The organism is Lentzea sp. NEAU-D7 (assembly GCF_026242055.1).
Lineage (GTDB): Bacteria > Actinomycetota > Actinomycetes > Mycobacteriales > Pseudonocardiaceae > Lentzea.
Window position 1 is genome coordinate 60846 of record NZ_JAPJDL010000016.1, and the last position, 14506, is coordinate 75351.

Annotated in this window: 16 protein-coding genes and 2 tRNA genes; 13 read left to right on the forward strand and 5 right to left on the reverse strand. The window is 69.1% G+C overall.

The window, feature by feature from the left end; genetic code table 11:
* Positions 1-72: 72 nt before the first annotated feature.
* The 7 genes from ORI60_RS28695 to ORI60_RS28725 all read left to right on the forward strand — a co-directional run bounded on the left by ORI60_RS28695 (position 73) and on the right by ORI60_RS28725 (position 5796).
* Positions 73-714: a dienelactone hydrolase family protein gene (locus tag ORI60_RS28695; protein ID WP_266041122.1), complete on the forward strand. Its 642-nt coding sequence runs from the start codon at positions 73-75 to the stop codon at positions 712-714.
* A gap of 135 nt (positions 715-849) precedes the next feature.
* Entirely contained in the window at positions 850-1404 is a 555-nt protein-coding gene (locus ORI60_RS28700; protein WP_266041123.1) for a hypothetical protein, read from the forward strand.
* The gene (locus ORI60_RS28705) at positions 1401-2666 is read left to right on the forward strand and encodes a hypothetical protein (protein ID WP_266041124.1); all 1266 of its coding nucleotides are present in this window, start codon (positions 1401-1403) and stop codon (positions 2664-2666) included. The genes ORI60_RS28700 and ORI60_RS28705 overlap by 4 nt, the downstream gene beginning before the upstream one ends.
* On the forward strand, positions 2663-3418 hold the full coding sequence (locus ORI60_RS28710; RefSeq protein WP_266041125.1) for an ESX secretion-associated protein EspG: 756 nt from the start codon (positions 2663-2665) through the stop codon (positions 3416-3418). The genes ORI60_RS28705 and ORI60_RS28710 overlap by 4 nt, the downstream gene beginning before the upstream one ends.
* Positions 3419-3493: 75 nt before the next feature.
* Positions 3494-5437, forward strand: a complete 1944-nt coding sequence (locus tag ORI60_RS28715; RefSeq protein ID WP_266041126.1) for an acetoacetate--CoA ligase — start codon at positions 3494-3496, stop codon at positions 5435-5437.
* Between the two features lie 155 nt (positions 5438-5592).
* Positions 5593-5682: transfer RNA gene (locus ORI60_RS28720), tRNA-Ser, on the forward strand.
* Positions 5683-5723: 41 nt separating this feature from the next.
* Positions 5724-5796, forward strand: a tRNA-Arg gene (locus ORI60_RS28725).
* Positions 5797-5875: 79 nt separating this feature from the next.
* Here the strand turns inward: ORI60_RS28725 and ORI60_RS28730 are convergent.
* Positions 5876-6184: a hypothetical protein gene (locus ORI60_RS28730; RefSeq protein ID WP_266041127.1), complete on the reverse strand. Its 309-nt coding sequence runs from the start codon at positions 6182-6184 to the stop codon at positions 5876-5878.
* A 397-nt stretch (positions 6185-6581) separates the two neighbouring features.
* On the opposite strand from ORI60_RS28730, the gene ORI60_RS28735 reads away from it, so the two are divergent.
* Both ORI60_RS28735 and ORI60_RS28740 read left to right on the forward strand, forming a co-directional pair.
* The gene (locus tag ORI60_RS28735; RefSeq protein ID WP_266041128.1) at positions 6582-7424 is read left to right on the forward strand and encodes an SAM-dependent methyltransferase; all 843 of its coding nucleotides are present in this window, start codon (positions 6582-6584) and stop codon (positions 7422-7424) included.
* 91 nt (positions 7425-7515) lie between these two features.
* A complete protein-coding gene (locus ORI60_RS28740; RefSeq protein WP_143027745.1) occupies positions 7516-7842 on the forward strand; it encodes a hypothetical protein in 327 nt (108 codons plus the stop codon).
* On the opposite strand, the gene ORI60_RS28745 is transcribed toward ORI60_RS28740, so the two are convergent.
* Positions 7826-8647, reverse strand: coding sequence for a serine hydrolase domain-containing protein (locus tag ORI60_RS28745; RefSeq protein WP_266041129.1), 822 nt, complete (start codon positions 8645-8647; stop codon positions 7826-7828). The two genes, ORI60_RS28740 and ORI60_RS28745, sit on opposite strands and share 17 nt — an antisense overlap.
* A gap of 23 nt (positions 8648-8670) precedes the next feature.
* On the opposite strand from ORI60_RS28745, the gene ORI60_RS28750 reads away from it, so the two are divergent.
* Positions 8671-9582 carry a ribonuclease Z gene (locus ORI60_RS28750; protein WP_266041130.1) on the forward strand — a complete coding sequence of 304 codons (912 nt, stop codon included), beginning with the start codon at positions 8671-8673 and terminating at the stop codon, positions 9580-9582.
* On the opposite strand, the gene ORI60_RS28755 is transcribed toward ORI60_RS28750, so the two are convergent.
* Positions 9527-10384 (reverse strand): NAD-dependent epimerase/dehydratase family protein, encoded by an 858-nt coding sequence (locus ORI60_RS28755; protein WP_266041131.1) that lies wholly within the window; start codon positions 10382-10384, stop codon positions 9527-9529. The two genes, ORI60_RS28750 and ORI60_RS28755, sit on opposite strands and share 56 nt — an antisense overlap.
* Before the next feature lie 105 nt (positions 10385-10489).
* Here ORI60_RS28755 and ORI60_RS28760 point away from each other — a divergent pair, with 105 nt between their 5' ends.
* Positions 10490-10660 carry a hypothetical protein gene (locus ORI60_RS28760; protein ID WP_266041132.1) on the forward strand — a complete coding sequence of 57 codons (171 nt, stop codon included), beginning with the start codon at positions 10490-10492 and terminating at the stop codon, positions 10658-10660.
* 192 nt (positions 10661-10852) lie between these two features.
* Here ORI60_RS28760 and ORI60_RS28765 read toward each other — a convergent pair whose 3' ends face one another.
* On the reverse strand, positions 10853-10993 hold the full coding sequence (locus ORI60_RS28765) for a hypothetical protein (protein WP_266041133.1): 141 nt from the start codon (positions 10991-10993) through the stop codon (positions 10853-10855).
* An 18-nt stretch (positions 10994-11011) separates the two neighbouring features.
* On the opposite strand from ORI60_RS28765, the gene ORI60_RS28770 reads away from it, so the two are divergent.
* Entirely contained in the window at positions 11012-12265 is a 1254-nt protein-coding gene (locus ORI60_RS28770) for an ATP-grasp domain-containing protein (RefSeq protein ID WP_266041134.1), read from the forward strand.
* 7 nt (positions 12266-12272) lie between these two features.
* Here the strand turns inward: ORI60_RS28770 and ORI60_RS28775 are convergent, their stop codons facing one another.
* Complete coding sequence (locus tag ORI60_RS28775) at positions 12273-13031, reverse strand: hypothetical protein (protein ID WP_266041135.1); 759 nt, start codon at positions 13029-13031, stop codon at positions 12273-12275.
* 62 nt (positions 13032-13093) lie between these two features.
* On the opposite strand from ORI60_RS28775, the gene ORI60_RS28780 reads away from it, so the two are divergent.
* Positions 13094-14299 (forward strand): DNA cytosine methyltransferase, encoded by a 1206-nt coding sequence (locus ORI60_RS28780; RefSeq protein WP_266041136.1) that lies wholly within the window; start codon positions 13094-13096, stop codon positions 14297-14299.
* Positions 14300-14506: the final 207 nt, after the last annotated feature.

Consider the following 14506-nt stretch of genomic DNA (forward strand, 5'->3'; position numbering starts at 1 on the left):
CCGATCCTCGCATTGCTCCGTCCGATTGGTCACGTTGACTGGAGTTCACCCCCTCGTGGAAGGGTGGGAATCATGACCACTACCCGCACCGAGACGCTTTCCCTCACCGACGGCCGTGAGCTGCGGGTGACCATCGCCGAACCCGACTCCGCCGTGCGGGGCGGACTCGTGGTGCTGCACGAGGCCCGCGGCATCACCGCGGGTGTGCGCACGCTCGTCAGCAGCCTCGCCGACGAGGGCTGGCTCGCGATCGCGCCGCACCTCTACGACGCGGACCGGGTGCACGGTGACGACATCAAGGACCAGGTCAGCAAGCTCAACGGCGACCGGCTGCTCGCCGACACCGACGTCGCGTTCGTCTGGCTGGGCCAGCAGGGCGTGAGCGCGGACCGGATGGGCGTCGTCGGCTTCGACATCGGCGGCACCGTCGCCATGGTGGTCGCCGCCAGCCGCACGATCGGCGCGGCCGTCACGGTGCAGGCGCCCGGCATCCTCGAACCCCTCTCGGACGGTCTCCCCGCGCTGGTGGACGTCGCCGCCGACCTCACGTGCCCGTGGCTCGGCATCTTCAGCGACGACGACTCGGAAGAAGTGAGCAAGCTTCGTGATGCTGTGATCAGCTCCGAAACCGCGTCAGATCTGGTCCGTTTCAACGTTTCGAGTGACGAAGCCTGGGTTCGTGCGTTGAACTGGTTTGACGCTCACATGAGGTAAGGGTCTTTACGGCGGATTGGAACCGAACCGTCCTCCAGGTACATCTAAGGAGTGCTTCGGACGGCTGACTGGGTGTAGCTGCGCGTAACACCCAGTGCTGCGGTGACGAGTTAGCAGTGCAGGGGGTTGTTGGGAATGGCTGAAGGCACTGGGACAGGTACCGGGACGACTGGCACGGCGACGGCGGGCACCGTGCCGCCGGCGGAACCACCGGCGGTGACACCGCCGGTCACGACGTCGACCACCGTGCCGATCACGGCTGAGCAGCTGGCGGCGGTGAAACCTGCTCTCCAGCAGCAGATGCTCACGGACAAGGCGGAGGCGAGCCACGCCGCGGCCAAGCTCGACCAGGCGGCGGACAGCGGCAAGCTGACGCTCGACGTCGACGCCGCGGACGCGTTGATCAAGGCCGTCGATGCGGCCCGGGACCAGGTGATGGACCTGTGGAAGCGCGCCACCGACCAGCTCGCCACACCGCTGCAGCTGGGGGAGAACCCGGTCGCCAAGGCGATCAGCGCGCGGTTCGCCGACCTGGCCGTCGGTGAGGACTCAGGTGCCGCGAAGGCGTTGTTGGACCTCTTCAAGGTCCTCGACGACATCGGCAACGCCCTGCGCCGCAACCGCGACACCATTCGCGACACCGACGAAGAGGCCGAGAAGTCGATGAAGAACGCCGGGGGGTCCTGGTGAGCTACGGATCGCACGACAACAAGGGGAACGGAAACGGGGACGGCAAGTCGTCGCACCACGACGACAAGTACGACCGCAGCGATCTGCACGAGCCGGTCGACTGGATGACGTACAGCCACGAGGCGCTCTACAAAATGGTGCACACGGGCGTGAACCTCGCCGGCGCCCAGGCCGCCGCCACGAACTGGAAGAAGATCGGCGAGGACATCGCCGGCGTGCGCACGAACCTGCTCAAGGCCGTCGAGGACTCGTCGGTCGGCTGGGACAGCGAGTCCGCGCGGCTCGCCCGCGACGGCCTGACCGAGGTCACCAACTGGGTCGACGACACCGCGAACTACGCGACCAAGGTCTCGGACGCGATCACGACCGAGACCAGCAACGTCGAAGCCGCGCGTGCCGCGATGCCGCCGCCTCCCAAGGCGCCCGAACCGCCGGTGCCCGCGGAGACGACGCTGCCCAGGACGGCGCTGCAGGACAGGTTGCGGACGGTCGACCAGATCGACGGGTTCGGGGCCGAGAGCCTGCGGGAACCGCGCCTGATCGCGCAGCCGCAGACCGAGTTCGCCGGCTTCGAGACCATCGGCACCAGCCCCGTCGACACCCTCGCGGCCAACGACGCCTCGCACCGCCTCGCGGCGGACGTCATGGCGGCGTTCCAGCGCAACTCGGCCGCGGTCGACCAGACCGTTCCCGCGCAGTTCACGCCACCCGTCAACCCGCTCAACCCGACCCCGGTCGGCGGTGACCTCACCGGCCGCACGCCGACGACGCCCCCGGACGGCGGCGCGGGCGGTGGCGCGGCTGCTCCCGTCACGACCGGCACGCAGAACCAGAACCGCGGCACCACGAACACGTCCTCGCGCTACGGCGGCGGAGGTGGCGGTGGCCGTGGTGGCGCCGGAGGGGCCGGTGGCTTCGGCGGCGGCATGGCGCGTCCGTTCGGTTCCGGCAGCGGCGGCCAGGGTGCTGCTGCGGGTGGCGCCGGCGGTCCCGTGTCCGCTGGTGGCGCGGCCGGTGTGAGCGACGGCTCGCGCGGTGGTGGCGCCGGCGGTGCCGCTGCAGCGGCCTCCGCCGCACCCGGCAACACGACCAAGGCGTTCCAGAACCCGCTCGCGATGGGCGGCGCGCCGATGGCCGGTGCCCCCGTGGGGGCCGGCGGCCAGAACGACTCCAAGGAACACAAGACGGCGAGCTACCTGGAAGAGGACGACAACGTCTTCGGCCTGGACCGCAAGGCGGCCCCGCCGGTGATCGGTCAGTGATCGAACGCCAGTTCACGGTGAGCTCGCAGGAGTTCTTCCTGCTGTGGCAGGCCGTGCACGGCGAGGACCGCGTCGTGCCGCTCGGCACGCCCCACTTCGGGGCCACCCGAGCGGCGCGGCAGCGCCTCGTCGAAGCGAGTTCACAGACGTTGCTGGCTCGCCGGCTGGGCACGGTCCAACGCCCCGACCCCGATCTGAGGGCGCTGGTCAGCGGCCTCGGTGAGTTCGACCGCGCGTTGGAGATCGCGTACTTCAAGGGCACCGAACTGGCCAGGGGCGTCGCGTGCGCCGGCTGGGGCGGTGCCTTCGCCGCCCGCGTGAACGGCGAGGTGCACCTGTACCCGTTCCACCCGACGTCGCTGGCCTCGGCCACGGTGTCGTCGTTGCCAGGCCTCGCGCCGGGCAACGGCCGTGCCGTGAACGTCCGCTGGGACGACTACGTCCGCGCGGGCAAGGCGGGGGAGCAGGACGGCAAGCAGGCGTTCCTGGACGTCCTGCGCGACGCGGGCATCCGCGAGCCGGAGGCGCACAACCTGATGCGGATCGTCACCTCCCGCATCGGCGGCGGCGAGCTGGGCCTGACCGCCCGCAACCGCGACGGCGTGCCCCGCCCGACCGGCCGATCGGTGCAGTGGCTCGACACCCGCGAGGGGCGCTACCTCCTGCGCAGGCAGGACGGCTGGCTGGTGCTGGCCCCGGCCGACGCCGCACGCCTGACCAGCGCCGTCGACGAGCTGATCGCGGCGGGATAGTTCCACACCGCCGGGCTACCGCAAGTCCGCCAATCACACATGGACGTGCGGTTGTGCCTCGGTTAGACATGGGGCATGACCGACACCGACGTCGAACTGCTGTGGCGCCCGGACCCCACGACGGACAACGGGATGACCGCCTTTCGGGCCTGGCTCTCCGAGCAGGGCCGCGACCTCCCCGACTACGAGTCGCTGTGGGAGTGGTCCGTCTCCGACCTCGAGGGGTTCTGGGGCGCCATAGCTTCGTACTTCGACGTCAGGTTCCACACCGAGCCGTCGCGCGTGCTGGGCTCCGCGGAGATGCCCGGCGCCCAGTGGTTCCCCGGTTCCACGCTGAACTACGCCGAGCACGCGCTGCGCCGCGGAGCCGACGACGACCTCGCCGTGATCTTCCACCGCGAAGACGGCCTCACCTCCTCGTTGACGTTCGGCGCCCTGCGCTCGCGCGTGGCCGCGTTCCGGGCCGCCTTGACCTCCCTGGGCGTCTCCAAGGGCGACAGGGTGGTGGCACTGGTCCCCAACGCGCCCGAAGCCCTCATCGCGTTCCTGGCGGCCGCCTCGCTCGGCGCCACGTGGTCGTCCTGCTCCCCGGACTTCGGCGCCCGCGCCGTGGCCGACCGCTTCACCCAGATCGAGCCCGTGGTGTTCGTGGCGGTCTCCGGTTACGTCTACAACGGACGGTCGTTCGACTGCCGCCCGGTCGTGGAGGAGATCCGCGCGCAGATCCCGTCGCTGCGCGCCACGGTCCTGGTCGACTACCTGGACAACGGCTCGTCCCTGCCGGACGCGCTGTCGTTCTCGGAACTGCTGACCGCGCACGAGGGCGCCGCGCTGGAGTTCACCCCGGTGCCGTTCGACCACCCGCTGTGGGTGCTCTACTCGTCCGGCACCACGGGCCTGCCCAAGGGCATCGTCCAGGGCCACGGCGGCATCGTCCTCGAACACCTCAAGATGCTGGGCCTGCACAGCGACCTCGGCCCCGGTGACCGCTTCTTCTGGTTCACCACCACCGGCTGGATGATGTGGAACTACCTGGTGGGCGCCCTCATGGTCGGCACCACCATCGTCCTGTACGACGGCAGCCCGGCGTTCCCGTCGCTGAACACGTTGTGGCACTTGGCCGAACAGCACCGAGTGACCTACTTCGGCACCTCGGCCCCGTACGTCCAGTCGTGCCTGAAGGAGGGCCTCGACCCGTCCTCCCGCTACGACCTGACGGGCCTGCGCGTCGTCGGCTCGACCGGCGCACCCCTCACCCCGGAGGGCTTCCGCTGGATCGCCTCCGCCGTGGGCAAGGACGTCCAGATCGCCTCGGTCTCCGGCGGCACCGACCTCTGCACCGCCTTCGTGGCAGCCTCCCCGGACCGCCCGGTGTGGCTGGGCGAGCTCTCCTGCCGAGCCCTGGGCGCCGCGGTCTTCGCCTACGACGAGTCCGGCAACGCCCTGGACGACGAGGTCGGCGAACTCGTCATCACCAAGCCGATGCCCTCCATGCCTGTCTACTTCTGGGGCGACGAGGACGGCTCCCGCCTCCGCGACGCGTACTTCGACACATATCCGGGAATCTGGCGCCACGGCGACTGGATCCGCATCACCCCGCGGGGCTCGGCGGTGATCTACGGCCGCTCCGACTCGACCTTGAACCGCGGCGGCGTCCGCATGGGCACCTCGGAGTTCTACCGCGTGGTCGAGTCCGTCGACGGCGTCGTCGACTCCCTGGTGATCGACACCTCGGGCGTGACCGAGGGCGAGCTGCTCTGCTTCGTCGTGCTGGACGGCGTGACGCTGCCCGACGTGGAACCGTTGCTGCGCCGCGAATTGCGAGCGTCGTTGTCCCCCCGTCACGTCCCGAACCGCTTCGTGGCCGTGGCCGAGATCCCGAGGACCCTGAACGGCAAGAAGTGCGAGGTGCCGGTCAAGAAGATCCTCGCCGGCATGGACCCCGACCGAGCCGTCAGCCGAGGCGCACTCCGCAATCCCGAGTCCCTCCAACCGTTCCTGGAAATCGCCTCGGAATGATCTAGGTCACTCCGCGCGCGGCGACCAGGCGTTTAACGCCTCCCTCCGACCCTCTGAACGTGCTCTGACCAGCAGGTTCTGGTGTTAGAGGGGGGCGTTTTGCAACTCGGTTGAGGACCTGTGTAACCTATGTCCCGTGGCCAAGGATGGTCCCGGGAGGCTTCGCCTAGTCTGGTCTATGGCGCCGCACTGCTAATGCGGTTTGGGGTAACCCCCCATCCCGGGTTCAAATCCCGGAGCCTCCGCAAGGCCGAGCCTCTTGAGGATCGGTTACAATTGAATACACGCGCTCGTAGCTCAACGGATAGAGCATCTGACTACGGATCAGAAGGTTGCAGGTTCGAATCCTGCCGAGCGCACTTCGCAGATGCCCCGCTGAACTTCGGTTCAGCGGGGCATCTGTCATGTGGGAGCTATTTCTCTCGTTTCACCGTCGGCTCAGCGGTCGACCCACACCGCGTCAGTGCCGTCCGGTGCGGCCAGCGTGATCAAGACGCGGTTGGCGCCACCTGGCTTGTTCGCAGGAATCGGGATGTCGAGTGGCCAGTTCCCGTCACAGCGCGGGGTTGAACTGGCGCTGTCGAGGTAGTTGGGCCACGCGTAGGCGTCTCCGTAGACGACCCGGCCGCATCCGACCGCGTGCAGGGTGCCTTCGATCGTCGCCCACCGGTTGCTGAAGGTGACGGTGCCAGTGGCGTAGCTGGCTCCGTAGTCGACGTAGAACTCCTTGACGACGGTCGCCGACACGGCTGTGGCCGCGGGCGCGCTTGCGAGAACCAGTCCCGCAGCGGCTACGGCTGCCAGGGCAGCGCGGCGTGTGGCCGGTGCGGACCTCAACGTGGAGAACAAGGAAATCCCCTTCGCGGTCGAAGCGCCCGGCAGGTTCCGGGCCCGCAACACGACACGCCGGCACCGGAGAAGGGGTTGCCGCCCACAGACCTCGTTCACCCGAATGCAGCCGTGCGGGTCAACCCCGCGAGTCATGATCAGCACCACGTCCAGCCCACAACCGGGACCGTGGACAACTGGTTGAACCGGACACTACGTTGAGTTTCGCCGGTGCTGGTCGACTTCGGTGTGGCCGACGAGTTCTCGCTGGCCCCGCGATGAGCGGCCGCGAGCTCAACACGAAAGGCCGGGTTTGGTGAACACCACCGTCGAGCAACAGGTCCGCGAGTACTACGACCACGCAGGACCCGCCTACCACGCGCTCATGGGGCAGTTCTGGCACCACGGGGACCTGGAAGCCGAACGGGCCGGGCTGTCGCCGGAGGAGGCGGCGAAGGCGTTGGCGCGCAAGCAGATCGACGCCGCCGGGTTGCGGCCTGGCGGGACCGGGCTGGACTTCGGCAGCGGCGTCGGCGGGACGGCCGTCTACATGGCCTCGGTCTCCGGCGCGAACGTCGTCGGCATCTCCAACAACGAGTGGCTCTCGGCTCAGGCGCGCGCGTACGCGGCCGAGCAGGGGATGGGTGAGCGGGCCGCGTTCCTGACGGTCGGCGACGAGGACTACAAGACACTGGTCGCGTGGCCGGACGGGTCGCTGGACATGGTCAGCTTCTACGAGTCGGTGTGCCACCTGCCGGAGAAGGCCGCCTTCTTCACGGCGGCGTTCCGGGTCCTCAAGCCCGGTGCCTGCCTGGTCGGGGTCGACTGGATCCGCCGGCCGTTCGGGGAGCACCTGACCGAGGAGCAGATCGCGCCGTTCATCGGGCCGGTGGAGCAGGTCATCTCCATCCCGAAGCTCGGTTCGCTGGACGAGTACCGCGAGATGATGTCGGCCGCCGGCTTCGACGTCGAGATCGCCGAGGACCTCTACCCGGACGTCGAGTGCTGGGGCAGCACGCCGCCGGACGACGGTCAGGGCTGGGGCGAGTACACCGGGGAGCGGGACACCGTGATCCACGACGGCAAGCGCGTGCTCGATGCCGCGCGGGCCGCCGGTGTCTTCTCCGTCGCGCGGTGGGTCGCGCGCAAGCCCGCCTGATCTGAGCGAACCGGCCCCGTATCCTGCGTCTGGGAGACGGGGCCGGGTGTCGGAAGGTGACGGATGGCTGATCTCCAGGCAGAGTGGCGGCGTGGAGCAGCGGGAGATCATGCAGCGGGCGCTCGGCGTCCTGACGCTCACCTACGACGGTGCCGGATCCAACGACTACCTGCGCATGGCCCTCAAGTCGTTGCAGGAGGGCGTGTTCAGCTACGAGGTCAAGGTCGACGGCGAGCTCAACGAGGCCGGTCAGCAGGCCCTCAAGCAGGCGATGGACCAGGTGCTGTCGCAGTTCGGCTGGTTCACGGCGGGGCTGCTCTACGCCTTCCACGGCGTCGCTCAGGCGTACGAGAACGACTACGAGGAAGCCGACGTGCAGGAGGTCCTGCGGCAGCTCGCGATCAGGCTCGCCGACTGACCAGTTCGGCGCGGACGCCGTCGGAGAACGGCGTCCACGCCTCGACCGCCCACGGTCCGAAACGCAGGTCGGTCAGGGCCACGCAGGCCGCGGAGATCTCCGGATCGACCCACAGGAACGTGCCGGACTGCCCGAAGTGGCCGAATGTGCGCGGCGAGAACGACAGCCCCGTCCAGTGCGGTGACTTCGAGTCGCGGATTTCGAATCCGAGCCCCCAGTCGTTCGGCTTCTGCATTCCGTAACCGGGCAGCACGCCGTTCAGGCCGGGGAACACGACCGACGTCGCCTCGGCCACCAGCTCGGCGGAGACCAGGCGCGGCGACAGCAGCTCGGCCGCGAACAACGCCAGGTCGGCGGCGCAGGACTCGGCGCCGGCCCCGGCCGAACCGGCCAGCGTGGACGAATTCATCCCCAGCGGCGCGAAAACAGCCTCGTGCAGATAGGTCGCGAACGGCATTTCGCACGCCTCGCCCACAAAAGACGCCAGAACGTCGAAGCCGGCGTTCGAGTAGATCCGGCGGGTGCCGGGCGCGGCCTGCACCTCGGGCTTGTCGAACGCGTAACCGGCGGTGTGCGCGATCAGGTGCCGGACCGTCGCACCCTCGGGGCCGGCCGGCTGGTCCCACTCGACCGCGCCCTCCTCGACGGCCACCAGCACCGCGTACGACGTCAGCAGCTTCGTGACGGACGCGAGCGGGAACACGCGCTGTTGATCACCCAGCGAGCCGGCCACGCCGTCGGGCGTGACCACCGCCACCGCCACGTTCCCGACAGGCCAAGACGCCGCAACTTCCACGCTCTGCATAGGACGCACGTTAACGTCAGGGGGTGACAGTCCGGGAACTGATCGTCCTGGGAACGGCCAGCCAGGTCCCGACCCGCCAGCGCAACCACAACGGCTATCTGCTCAGGTGGGACGGCGAGGGCTTCCTGTTCGACCCGGGCGACGGCAGCCAGCGGCAGCTGCTCAGGTCGGGTGCCGCTGCGAGCGACATCACCCGGATCTGCATCACCCACTTCCACGGCGACCACTGCCTCGGCGTCCCCGGCATCGTCCAGCGGCTGTCCCTGGACCGCGTCCCGCACACCGTCCACGCGCACTACCCGCAGTCGGGTGCCCACTTCTTCGAACGCCTCCGCCACGCCAGCGCCTTCTACGACGCCGCGGACATCAAGGAGGTGCCGGTCGTCGAGGACGGCGAGATCGCCAGCGGCAGGTTCGGCCGGCTCGAAGCCCACGCGCTCGACCACGGCATCGACAGCGTCGGCTACCGCCTGATCGAACCCGACGGCCACCGCATGCTCCCCGAGAAGCTCGAGGAGCACGGCATCCGGGGCCCCGCGGTCCGCACGCTCCAGCAGCAGGGCGAGCTCAACGGCGTCAAGCTCGCCGACGTCAGCGAACCCCGCAAGGGCCAGCGGTTCGCGTTCGTCATGGACACGAGGCTCTGCGACAACGTCTTCGAGCTGGCCGACAACGCCGACATGCTGGTGATCGAGTCCACCTACCTCGCTCGCGACACAAAGCTCGCGGGCGACCACGGCCACCTCACCGCCCAGCAGGCCGCCCGCGTCGCGAAGGACTGCCGCGTCCGCAAGCTGGTGCTGACCCACTTCTCCCAGCGCTACGACGACCCGGCCGAGTTCCTCGCCGAGGCCGCCGCCGAGTTCGACGGCGAGATCGTCATCGCGAAGGACCTGGACCGGGTGCCGGTGCCGAAGCGAGCCACTGGTCGGTGACGATCTCCGTCAGCGCCGACGAACGGGGCTCCCAGCCCAACGCCCGCAGCCGTGACGCGTCGGCCCGCAGTGAACGGATCTCTCCGGGGACGGCGTGCTTCCACGTCACGTCCACGGTCCGTCCGGTCACCTCGGCCACTGTGTCCAGCACGTCCCGGACGGAAGCAGCGGTCGCGCCGACGTTGTAGACCGACGACGTGCCCACGGAGCACGCCTCCAGAGCCACGACGAAGGCTGCGGCGACGTCGCGCACGTGCACGAAGTCGCGCACGGCCCCGCCGTCGCCGTAGACCTCCATGCCGGGGACCGTCCCGGCGGCGCACGCGACGGCCCGTGTGATCACCCGAGTGGTGTCCGTGTCACCACCTCCAGCGACGTTGAACAAACGGAGAGTGGTCGCCCCGATCTGCCCGGACCGCGCCGCCCACGCCACGAGGTCCTCCGCCGCCGCCTTGGAAGCGGCGTACGGGGAGGACGGCTCCCTGGCCGATTCCTCGGTCAGGACGGCCTCGGATGGCCGGTACACCGTGCCAGTCGAGGCGAGCAGGAATCGTTGGCCCTTCAGGGCTTTGAGCAGATTCAGCGTCCCGCCCACGTTCGTCTCCCAGTAGGGGAGCGGATCGAGGAACGACTCCCGGACACGGGCCGCGGCGGCCAGGTGGATGACGGCGTCGACGTCGTCCAGCTCGAACGGCTCAGAGAGGCGTTGCCGGGACAAGACCGGTTCATGCCCGTGAACCCGCAGCTCACGCACCACGGCGCGGCCGACGTACCCAGTGGCACCGGTCACCAGAACTCGCACGAGTTGACCCTAAAGGTCGACGGAGACCGCGCCGATAACACACGAGTGAGTTACCCCCATCGCGCTGTGCACACAAGCATCGCCGGGCTCCTGCACGATCACGCCGTGCTCGAGTTCAAGCGGCAGGAGTTCCTGCGCAACGTGGCTGAGATCGTGGGAGCCGCACCCGCGCCGCAGTCCGCAGAGCTCACGGCACCGCTGCCGTCGATCAACCCGAAGCGCAGCTTCCTCAACCGCGTTGACCAGGTCCTTCGGGACGCGGCACGCTCCCAGTGAGCACCGAGATCAGCAGCTGATCCACATCGAGCCGGGCCCGCGCCGACGGGCCCGTCGCAAGATTCATCCGGCTGTTGCCGGACCGTGCTTCGACACGCATACCGGGTGGCTCTACGCTACGCGTCACCCGGCGATCGCCGGTCACGTCCTCCGCTTCTCTTAAGCGAGTTTTCGGCGATGAATCATGTCCTCTCAGCGCTCAACGAGCGCCTCGGCAGGTTGTTCGGTGACCGGCTGGTAGTTCTGGCCGGTGGCACGCGTCTGGCAAAGCGCGCGCATGAGCTGCATACGCTCGGCGCCCGCCATACGCTCGTGCTCGATACCGACGATCATGCCCCGCTTCATGATTCGGTGATCGCGCGTTGGGTGTCGCTGGGCATCAAGGGCAGCCTCGTCGCCGTCGAGCAGCGCCGTCTGGGCAAGCTGCTGACCAAGCCGGGCGCCGAGGTCAAGGCGATCCTGAACGACTTCGACGCCCGCGGTGAAGCCGTCGTGATCAGCACGCCCTACAACGAGATCAGCTCGTTCGAGGGCCGCCCGGTGCTCAACGCCCGCCGGCACGACTGGGTCGAGCTGGAGAACAAGACCACCATCGACGCGCTCTGGGACGAGCTGTCCGCCCGCCGCGCGCCCGCGATGGTGTTCGACCTCGACTTCGAACGTCTCTGGGGCGCCTCGGAGATCCTGGACCGCGGCGCGGGCGTCGTCTGGTCCGGTGACGGCCCGGCGATCAACGGCGGTGCCAACTTCGTGCGCCGCGTGCGGTCGTACGAGGAGGCCAAGGAAGCCTTCGACGTGCTCGCGCCGAAGTGCGACCAGGTCCGCGTCATGCCGTTCCTGGAGGGCATCCCGGTCAGCGTGCACGGCATCGTCTTCCCGGACGGCACCGCGGTGCTCCGTCCGATCGAGATGGTCGTGCCGCGCCGCCAGGGCCAGGCCAAGTTCCTCTACGCGGGCTGCGCGTCGTACTACGACCCGCCCGTGTGGATCCGCGACGAGATGCGCAACCTGGCCCGCCGCGTCGGCGAGCACCTGCGCGGCACCGTCGGCTACCGCGGCACGTTCACGCTGGACGGCATCGCGACCGAGGACGGCTTCCTGCCGACCGAGATCAACACCCGCTACGGCGGCGCGATGGTGTGCTTCGAGGACGCCGTCCCGACGCTGCCGCTCGCGCTGGTCCAGGTCGCCCTGGTCGCCGGCTGGGACCTGGGCATCTCCTCGATGGAGTTCGAGGAGCTCGTCCTGCAGGCCGCGGACAACCACCGCGCCGGGGCCGTGGGCGCCAACGTGCGCGCGGTGCAGCCGACGACGGTCGACGAGCGCCGGGTGATCTTCACCGGCTGGGCGTGCCGGCTCGCGCACGCCGACGAGGCCGCGCACGCGACCCTGCGGCTGAGCCCGTCGCCGATCGGCGGACGGCTCGACCTCGACCTGCACCGCGAGAACATGCCCGTGGGCGCTCCCGTGGCCGCGCTGACGGTCGCCGCGTTCGCGCTGGCGGACCAGGAGTGGGGGACGGGCCTCGGTGCCCTCGAGCCCGCCATCGCGGTCGAGGACGAGGCTCAGGTCGAGCAGGCCGTCGAAGAGGCCGTGATCGCGTAGGAACCGGTCACCAGGCGCCCTCGTCGCCGTACGCGGAGACGAGGGCGAACCGGTAGCCCATCAGGGCGGCGGCGACCTCGCGGGGCTGGTGCACCGGACGCACCAGCCCTTCGCCCAGCACCTTGGGCAGGTCCACGCCCAGCAGTTCGGGCGAGCCCTTCAGCAGCGCCACGGCGATCTCGGCGGCGTCCGCGAGCATCTCCTCGCCCGGCAGCTCGACCATGTCGCTCATCAGCGCACCGACGAACGGCGGCAGCCTCTCCGGCACCGCGCAGGCCAGCGCGACCAGGCACGCGACCCGTTCGGACGCCAGCGCCTCGAAGATCTTCGGCGCGCCCTGGGCGACGGCGTGCCGGGTCTGCGTCAGCCAGTCCGGAGCGGTTCTCGGCAGCTCCCGGCCCAGGGCGTTCCACCGGCGGTGGGTGCGCCGTCCGTCCTCGGTGAACCCCTTGCCCGCCAACGCCACGGCGGCCAGCAGGAAGATCACCCGGTCCCGCACGTCCCCGGCGACCTTGTACGAGGCTCCCAGTTCCACCAGGAACGGCACGGCGCAGAACGAGGCCTCGGAGACCGTGTCGTCGGTGAGGATCCGCTCAGCGAGCTGTGAGAGCGCGCTCTGCCGCACGTCCTCGCTGGGGTCCATCAGGGAGCGCAGCAGGCGGGGCACGCGACCGGCGCCACCCCGGCCGTCGTAGACCTCGCTCCAGGAAATCCTGTCGAGTCCGCGCAACGGGTCAGGCCGTTGCCAGGCGCGCGGCAGCTCCATAGGCGGGAAAGGTACGGGATGTCAGGGAAAGGTCCTCGGCGCCTCGCCCGTACGATCTCGCCGTGTCCTTCTCGGTGGCCGACATCTTCTCGGGTGCGGGCGGCATGAGCTTCGGCTTCCACGCCCACCGCGACTTCCGGGTCGTCGGTGCCGCCGACGCGCAGATCGGCAAGCCCAGCTCGAAGCTGGGGTCGTTGCGCTGCAACGACACCTACCGGGCGAACATCGGCGTCGACCCGCTGGAGGTCGACCTCGCGAAGGTCTCGCCCGCGGCGTTGCGCGAGGTCTGGGGCCTGCAACGCGGTGAACTGGACGTGCTGCTCGCGTGCCCGCCGTGCTCGGGCTTCAGCCGCATCACCTCGCAGAACCACCTGCGCGACGACCCGCGGAACTCGCTGGTCGGCCGGATCGCGGTGTACGCGCAGGAGCTGCGTCCCAAGGTCGTGCTGATGGAGAACGCCCGCGAGCTCGTCAAGGGCAAGCAGCGCCACCACTTCGACAGCCTCGCCGAGGAACTCACCCGAATCGGGTACTCCGTCTGGGGTGGCACGCACATGCTGTCCAGGTTCGGCCTGCCGCAGCTGCGCGAGCGGACGTTGATGGTGGCGGTCGACGGCGGGTTGCCGCTGCTCACGCTGGACGACCTGTGGGCGGGCCGGGTCATCCGCCCGTCGGCGATCACGGTCCGGCGCGCGATCGGCAAGCTCCCCGTCCTCGAGGCCGGCGTCGCGGACCCGGAGGACCCCATTCACGTCTCGCCGACCTTTTCCCAGGACCGCAGTCTCGAAAGAATGCGGGCGATTCCTGCGAACGGCGGATCGTGGGCTGATCTGCTCCGCTCACCCGAGACGGCGGAGTTGTTGAACCCTGCACAACGCAAGATCGTCGAGCAGCAGAACTGGGGTTCCCACCCCGATGTCTACGGCCGGTTGTGGTGGGACGAACCGGCCAGGACGATCAAGCGCGAATGCGGGCACGTCGGCAACGGGCGTTATGCCCACCCGGTCCAGCACCGCCTGTGCACGGTCCGCGAGATGGCTCTGCTGCAAGGGTTCCCGCGCCAGTTCAAGTTCGACGTCTCGATTCTCGGGAACGCGTACCGGCACGTGGGCGACGCCGTTCCGCCGCTGATCGCCTACCAGCTGGCCGGACTGACCAGGTGGATTCTCACCGGCGACCGCCCGGAGCCCAGGGAGATGTGCCTGCGCGGCACCTCACTGCGCCCCGGCGACATTCGCCCGGCGGAAGTTACCGAATTGGTGGCCTAGGTCTTGAACCGAAGGTGTCGATCATCCGTAGCGAAACGCGGCCGCAGATAACTGTTCGGCAACGAATTTAACGTCACCTGACGGAATGAATGCATCACAGGCCTATCCACTGTGGACACCCTGAGTATGTTTTCGCTGCTCACTGCCTGTGCGACACCCTCTCCTTACCTCACTCATACGTGTGTCACCCCATCGGCTAACGTCCCG